The sequence below is a fragment of the Pontimicrobium sp. MEBiC01747 genome, from assembly GCF_053601635.1.
On record NZ_JBSHNS010000457.1, the window covers coordinates 1 to 6,901 of the forward strand.

Annotated in this window: 6 protein-coding genes; 2 read left to right on the top strand and 4 right to left on the bottom strand. The window is 31.2% G+C overall.

All coding sequences use genetic code 11. The features are described 5' to 3' along the window. The 4 genes from ACVC2P_RS15095 to ACVC2P_RS15110 form a co-directional block, all read right to left on the bottom strand. On the bottom strand, positions 1-1,632 hold a 1,632-nt coding region (locus ACVC2P_RS15095), incomplete at its 3' end, for a TonB-dependent receptor (RefSeq protein WP_452599288.1). Positions 1,633-2,132: 500 nt separating this feature from the next. Next, the gene (locus ACVC2P_RS15100; protein ID WP_452599289.1) at positions 2,133-4,352 is read right to left on the bottom strand and encodes an NADP-dependent isocitrate dehydrogenase; all 2,220 of its coding nucleotides are present in this window, start codon (positions 4,350-4,352) and stop codon (positions 2,133-2,135) included. Between the two features lie 153 nt (positions 4,353-4,505). After that, positions 4,506-5,078: a pentapeptide repeat-containing protein gene (locus ACVC2P_RS15105; RefSeq protein ID WP_452599290.1), complete on the bottom strand. Its 573-nt coding sequence runs from the start codon at positions 5,076-5,078 to the stop codon at positions 4,506-4,508. Positions 5,079-5,307: 229 nt separating this feature from the next. Beyond that, positions 5,308-5,682 carry a winged helix-turn-helix transcriptional regulator gene (locus tag ACVC2P_RS15110; protein ID WP_452599291.1) on the bottom strand — a complete coding sequence of 125 codons (375 nt, stop codon included), beginning with the start codon at positions 5,680-5,682 and terminating at the stop codon, positions 5,308-5,310. Between the two features lie 107 nt (positions 5,683-5,789). On the opposite strand from ACVC2P_RS15110, the gene ACVC2P_RS15115 reads away from it, so the two are divergent. Together ACVC2P_RS15115 and ACVC2P_RS15120 are read left to right on the top strand one after the other, a co-directional pair. Then, complete coding sequence (locus ACVC2P_RS15115; RefSeq protein WP_452599292.1) at positions 5,790-6,167, top strand: hypothetical protein; 378 nt, start codon at positions 5,790-5,792, stop codon at positions 6,165-6,167. Between the two features lie 18 nt (positions 6,168-6,185). Continuing rightward, complete coding sequence (locus ACVC2P_RS15120; protein ID WP_452599293.1) at positions 6,186-6,497, top strand: monooxygenase; 312 nt, start codon at positions 6,186-6,188, stop codon at positions 6,495-6,497. Positions 6,498-6,901: the final 404 nt, after the last annotated feature.

The window sequence follows — 6,901 nt, forward strand, 5'->3', positions numbered from 1 at the left end:
CCAAACATCTAATGGTGTTGGGGAACTGGTGTTAGAAAGCAGATGTAAATATTGACTCATTCTATTATAACTCGCCTTTACAGATGCGTTATTACCTAGTTGATAGGCTGCAGAAAAACGCGGCTCTACATTAGCAAAAGATGCTATGACATCGCTGCGTTTAAAAGATTCTGTACCTATTGGTGTTGCTTTCTCGTAGATTTTAATGTCGTCATTAAAGATTACTGCTTGGTCGTTTTCGTAAATATTTAATTCATCCTGCCCTAAGCGTAAAAAAGAACTAAAGCGTAAACCGTAAGATAATGTTAGTTTATCGGTTATTTTATGTTCTGCATCAAAATATACTGCATTTTCAAAAGCATATTTATCTATCAATTTTTGTGCGTTTATACCCGAAGTAGGCGTAGAGGGCTCAATTTCTCCAGGATTAAATGTGTAATAAATACTATTTATACCGTACTGTAATTTTATTTTATCGTTTAAGTAATGTTTTAAATCGTATTTAAAATTGAAGTTTCTAATACCAGAATTCCAATTAAATTCAACAAAATCAAGATTTAGTCCGTAATAATAATCTGAGTAAATTAAAGACATATTAGAGAACAGTTTATCTGAAAATAAATGATTCCATCTAAAATTAACAACCGTATTACCATACGTGTTTTCAAAACTGTCCGATAGGCTAAACACATCTCTACCAAAATAACCAGATAAGTAAATATTGTTTTTATCGTTTAGTTTATAACTCAATTTTGTGTTTAAATCGTAGAAATAGGCTTTATTATCAATATCAAATAAAGGTAAAAACAGGTGCGCGTAAGAGCTACGCCCACCAAAGAGAAAAGAACCTTTGTCTTTTTTTAATGGCCCTTCTGCTAATAATCTACTGGCTACAATACCAATACCACCATTCATGTGAAATTCTTTACTATTCCCTTCTTTCTGATAAATATCTAAAACCGAAGATACACGACCACCGTAACGTGCCGGAATTCCGCCTTTATATAATTTTAAATCCTTTATAGCATCTGGATTAAATACAGAGAAGAACCCGAAAAGGTGAGAAGAGTTAAACACCGTAGCTTCATCTAACAGTATTAAGTTTTGATCTGCTGCACCACCACGAACATTAAAACCCGAAGCCCCTTCACCAGCATTGGTAACACCAGGTAATAGTGTAATGGCTTTAATAACATCTGGTTCTCCTAAAACAACAGGAATCTCTTTTATAGTTGTAGAAGAGAGTGCATTAACACTCATTTGTGGCTTCTTTATATTTAATTTTTCTACATCTTCAGTAATAATAATTTCATCTAAACTTTCTGTAGACTCTATTAAACTAAAGTTACGTTTAGTGTTTTCATTTAGAGTTATAACTTCAACTTTATCCGAATAGCCTAAGTAGCTTATAATTACTTTATAATCGCCTTTAGGTAGCGTGATGGAGTAAAATCCATATTCGTTGGTAATGGTTCCAGTTTGTAGTTCAGGGATAAGAATGTTAACACCAATAAGGGTTTCATTACTTTTGTCCTCAAGAATAGTACCGCTAAGCGTTACTTTATCTTGCGAAAAGCTAAACATACTACCCATGCAAAGACACAAGAATAGTAGTTTTTTAAGATGATTCATTTAGAGTGGTTTAGTTTTTACAAATTTATCGAAATCGTAATTTTACATCACAGTCTTTAACATATTTTTGGGCGTTTCTTTACAAGTATTTAAACCTTTTATTAGGTTTTAATACTTATAAAGTCAGGCTTTCGGCAGTCGCTCTTTGCAAGGAGCTCCAACAAAGCCTCAATCCTTAACGCATTGCCAAAGAACAGTGATTATTAATAAACGTGTTTACTTTCTGCTAAGTATGTAACTATTATTATTTTTCTGTTATTAGGAGGATGTAGTAATCTATTTAAAGATTTTAGAACAGAAGCTTCTCGATACAATTTTATTGCGTTACACTGCATAAAATCACTCGAAGAGACAACATTGTTATAAAACAAAATTACTACGTCAGTTTGAGTGATTCCGAAGTATGAGGGATTGTATAGAGAACCTTATAGAACTTAAATTACATAACTAATACAAATAAAAAAGGCTCCTAATTAGGAGCCTCTTCGTTGTTTTATTGTTTAACTTAATATGCTATTAAGTGTAGCACTTGGTCGCATAGCTTTATTTATTAAATCCTCTTTAGGCTCGTAATATCCACCTATATCTACAGGATTACCTTGTATATCATTTAATTCTGAAACAATTTTTGCTTCGTTATCTGCTAATTGTTTTGCTAAAGGTGCAAATTCTGCAGCTAAATCAGCATCCTTGGTTTGTGTTGCTAAAGCTTCAGCCCAGTACATTGCTAAGTAGAAATGACTTCCTCTGTTGTCTAACTCTCCAGCTTTACGAGATGGTCCTTTTTTGTTTTCTAATAAACGCTCTGTAGCATCATCTAAAGCATCACCTAAAACTTTAGCTTTTGGGTTATTATTTACTAAACCGTAATGGTCTAATGATACCGCTAATGCTAGGAATTCTCCTAAAGAGTCCCAACGTAAGTGATTTTCACTAGTAAATTGTTGTACGTGCTTTGGTGCAGAACCTCCAGCACCAGTTTCAAATAATCCACCACCATTCATTAGTGGTACAATAGATAACATTTTTGCACTTGTACCAACTTCTAAAATTGGAAATAAATCGGTTAAGTAATCACGTAAAACGTTTCCTGTAACAGAGATTGTATCTTTACCTTCTTTTATTCTCTCTAAAGTAAATTCTGTTGCTTTGATAGGGGATAAGATTCTTAAATCTAATCCTGTTGTATCATGGTCTTTTAAATAGGTATTTACTTTCTTAATTAACTCAGCATCATGTGCTCTATTCTCGTCTAACCAAAATACAGCAGGAGTTTGTGATGCCTTAGCTCTTGTTACTGCTAATTTTACCCAGTCTTGAATTGGAGCATCTTTAACCTGGCACATTCTCCAGATATCTCCAGTTTCTACAGTATGTTCTGTTAGTGTATTTCCTGATGCGTCTACTACACGAACAGTACCATTAGAAGCAATTTGGAAGGTTTTATCATGTGATCCATACTCTTCAGCTTTTTGAGCCATTAATCCAACATTTGGTACTGTTCCCATTGTTGTAGGATCAAAAGCACCGTGTTTTTTACAGAAGTCTATAGTTGCTGTGTAAATACCTGCATAACTACTATCTGGAATTACAGCTTTTGTATCTTGTTGTTTTCCTTCAGCATTCCACATTTGTCCAGAGGTACGAATCATTGCTGGCATAGAAGCATCAATAATAACATCACTTGGTACATGTAAGTTGGTAATACCTTTATCAGAATTTACCATAGCTAAATCTGGTCCGTTTTCTAAAGCAGCATGTATATCTGCTTGTATTTCGTTACGCTTAGCTTCTGGTAATTCGTTTAAGTTGCTTAATAAGTTTCCAAAACCGTTGTTAACATCTACACCTATTTCTTCAAACGTTTCACCATGTTTAGCAAATACATCTTTAAAGTAGGTACGTACAGCGTGACCAAAAATAATAGGGTCACTTACTTTCATCATGGTTGCTTTCATGTGTAATGAAAACAATACATTATTAGCTTTTGCATCTGCAATTTGAGTTTCTAAAAAGCTTAGTAAAGCTTTTTTACTCATTACAGTTGCATCTATAATTTCCCCTTGTAATAAGGCTAAGTTATCTTTTAATGTTGTTACAGTTCCGTTAGCATCTACATGTTCTATTGTAACAGTAGTTGCTTCGCTAATTGTAACTGATTTTTCATTATGTGCAAAATCTCCAGCTTCCATTGTAGCAACATGAGATTTAGATTCGCTAGACCAAGCCCCCATAGAATGTGGGTTTTTCTTAGCATAATTTTTTACAGCTTTTGGCGCACGTCTATCACTATTTCCTTCACGCAATACTGGGTTTACAGCACTACCTTTAATTTTGTCGTAACGAGACTTAATCTCTTTTTCTGTATCGTTTTCTGGCTCGTCTGGATAATTAGGAATCTCAAAACCTTGAGATTGTAGCTCTGCTATAGCTGCTTTTAATTGCGGTATAGAAGCACTAATATTTGGTAGTTTTATAATGTTAGCTTCTGGTTTTTTTGCTAATTCTCCAAGAAATGCTAAATCGTCTGAAACACGTTGATCGTCTTTTAAAAAATCTGGAAACACAGCTAGTATTCTAGCGGCTAAAGAAATGTCTCTAGTTTCTATGTTAATTCCTGAAGGTTCAACAAAAGCTTTTACGATTGGTAAAAAAGAACGTGTAGCTAAAGCTGGTGCTTCATCTGTTTTTGTATAGATAATTTTTGGTGCTTGTGACATATATAAAATACTTTTATTTAAAATTTTCGTGTTGCGAATATACGAAATTCAAACAGCATTTTAAAGAGACGTCCTTGTCAACGCGCTCTATTGTTAAGATGATAATTTTTAGGGGGTTAAATTATGAAATCGATAATTTTGAGGTAAAAAAAATCACAGAATATCAATGTTATAATGAGATAATAGACCTAAGGCATTGGTTTTTGAAAATTTAGCGCCTTTTAATCTGTTAATTTCTGGATTTATACTAATATTCTTTGAAGTTAAAAAATCTACTTTTTCTAAAATAGAATTGTCAAAAACGGCTTTATATAAATCGCATTCATCAAAAATTGATGCTGTTAAATCTGTATTAGTAAAATCGGTTTGTTGTAATTTACAGTTTTTAAAGATTGTTGCTTTAATTTTTAGGTTGTAAAACGAAGATAAATTTAATATACAGCTGTTAAACTCTACCGAAAATAAAAAAGGGTTACAATCTTGAAATGGAACTCCTAACAATTTGCAGTTATTAAAAATAACATCTTTAAAGGCAGTGTTTTTAGTTTTTGTTAAACTTAAATTACAGTCTATAAATTCACATTCTAAGAACGAAATCATAGCTAAATAGCTTTCATTAAAATTACAGTTTATAAAGGTACAATTGTCGTACTCTCCTTTAGGTAAAGCTATTGTTGTATAGTCTTTATTTTTAAAGGTTTTATCTGCTATAAAGGGTAGGTTCATCTATTATTATCATTTTTATTAAACTCAATTACTTAAGTGTAAGAGGCTAATAACTGTTTACCAAAGTGTAAATAACACTTTGGAATTTACACTACATAAACTTAATTAATTATTATATTTTTAGTTTCTTCAATACATGATTAGCTATGTTGTAAATAATATAAATAGGCTAAGCGTTTTATACATAGCAAAAGTTGAATTATATCGGCTTTTATACTTTGGTTCTATGTTATTTACTAGTGTTTACTTTTTTTATTATTTCAGTTCTATGTTTTATTCCCCAATCTATAACTTCTCCTATTAAGCTATCTAAGGTTTTACCATGCTCGGTTAAAGTATATTCAACAGTAATTGGCTTTGTATTTTTTACTGTTCGAGTTATAAGCTTATTTAATTCTAATTCTTGTAAATCACTGGATAGTTTTTTTGCAGCTATTCCGTTAATGGATCTTTTTAATTCCATAAATCGCATTGTGCCTCCGCGAAGCAACGTACCAATTATTTGTATTTTCCATTTACCAGATAACAATTCCATTGTATCACTAATAGCTCGTAATTGCCTTACACACTCTGCAGATAAAGGTTCTTTTAGTTGTACTTTCATTTTAAATAATTATATAGTTTCTTTAAGGAAATCACTTTCTTTTTTATAATTAGTATCAAAAGTAAACTACTTTAATTAATTTTGTACTATTAAAAACAAACTTTATTATGAACACTAAAACATTTTTAACAATTCATGGAGTAATTTATGTAATTTTTGGGTTAGGATTATTTTTTATACCTAATCTATTATGGCCAAATTACGGACTTGAGTTAAATGATAAATACTCTGTTTTTTTATCGCAGCATACTACAATATTTCTAATGGGCATAGGTATTATTAGTTTATTATTTAGGGATGTAGAAGAGCAAAGTATTTATGCAAAGAAAATTTTAACTGGCTTGTTATGGACAAATATTTTAGGAGTAATCATTACTCTTTATGCCATATACGAAGGCATTTTTTATGGGTTTGGATGGTCTGACCCAGCATTTTTTGCCTTGTTATCTATTTTAAGTTATTTAAAATTAAAACAAAATAAATAATCATTTAAAAAAAATATTATGAGTACACAAAAAATTTGGGATTTACATTTAAAGTATGACGGTCCTGTTACGCAAGAATTTATGGATGGGAATAAGCAATTAGCAGAAAGTATTGCCGAAGAAGAAGGGGTTATATGGAAAATATGGACGTATGAAGATGGTACAAATCATTTTGGGTCAACTTATTTGTTTAAGAATCTAGACTATTTAAAAAAATATAGAGAAATGCATATTAAGAGATTAAATGCTATTGGTATAACAGACATTACGGATCATGTTTTTGACATTTTTGAAGATTTAAGTAAAATTGATAACGCTCCAATTGGTTAAAAAGCCCATAAGTAATTAGAGTCTTGGAGTGTCAATTTTATTGTATTTTAAGGCTCTTTTTTAATAAAAAATTTAGCTGTTTTTTCTTATTTAATAAAGAAAATATTTAACAACGCATATTATGCGTGCTATTATATATTACAAAAGCCATAATATTATAGTATAACACTATAGTATTATGGCTTTCTTTGAGATAACAAACAACTGACCTATTTAGCTTTCGCTAACTCAATCCAAAACTTTCGTTTTACATTTTTTCAATTCAAAAGTTGTTATTTCAATGATATATTTTATAGCTTTCAAAATGTATTGACCTGCTCCTAAAATATATCGATTCATTGTTTTTCTTGATGCTTTTTACTTGTTCTTCATTTTCATGATACTTAGCCTCTAAAGCATTGCTT

Excerpts from the sequence above, each read along its gene's own strand:
- ACVC2P_RS15115 (WP_452599292.1), top strand. The coding sequence starts at position 5,790 with ATGAACACTAAAACATTTTTAACAATTCATGGAGTAATTTATGTAATT.
- ACVC2P_RS15110 (WP_452599291.1), bottom strand. The coding sequence starts at position 5,682 with ATGAAAGTACAACTAAAAGAACCTTTATCTGCAGAGTGTGTAAGGCAA.
- ACVC2P_RS15120 (WP_452599293.1), top strand. The coding sequence starts at position 6,186 with ATGAGTACACAAAAAATTTGGGATTTACATTTAAAGTATGACGGTCCT.
- ACVC2P_RS15105 (WP_452599290.1), bottom strand. The coding sequence starts at position 5,078 with ATGAACCTACCCTTTATAGCAGATAAAACCTTTAAAAATAAAGACTAT.
- ACVC2P_RS15100 (WP_452599289.1), bottom strand. The coding sequence starts at position 4,352 with ATGTCACAAGCACCAAAAATTATCTATACAAAAACAGATGAAGCACCA.